The sequence below is a fragment of the Deltaproteobacteria bacterium genome, from assembly GCA_005879795.1.
In the GTDB taxonomy this organism is placed as follows: domain Bacteria; phylum Desulfobacterota; class Binatia; order DP-6; family DP-6; genus DP-6.
On the sequence record VBKJ01000145.1, the window covers coordinates 1 to 231 of the forward strand.

General features: G+C 69.3%; 1 protein-coding gene. It reads right to left on the reverse strand.

From position 1 onward, the window contains the following. A partial coding sequence (locus E6J59_11400) for a hypothetical protein (protein TMB19576.1) occupies positions 1 to 219 on the reverse strand: 219 nt, incomplete at its 3' end. Positions 220 to 231: the final 12 nt, after the last annotated feature.

Here is a 231-nt window from a genome sequence, read left to right on the forward strand (position 1 = left end):
CTCGCGCGCCGCTAGCTGGGTGGAGGCCGCGACCTCGCGCGCGTCGTTGATGGGCGCGAGCATCAGGTTCCGCTCACACGCGGCGCGGTAGAGCTCCGCCATCGTCCTGGTGAGGAAGAACGCGCCGAACTCCCGGCTGAGCTCGTCCACCTCGGCCTGGGTCAGCAGGTTGTGGTTGTAGGTCTTCCAGTCGCGCGCCCTGAGCGCTGGCGATGCCATGCCGTGCTCGTC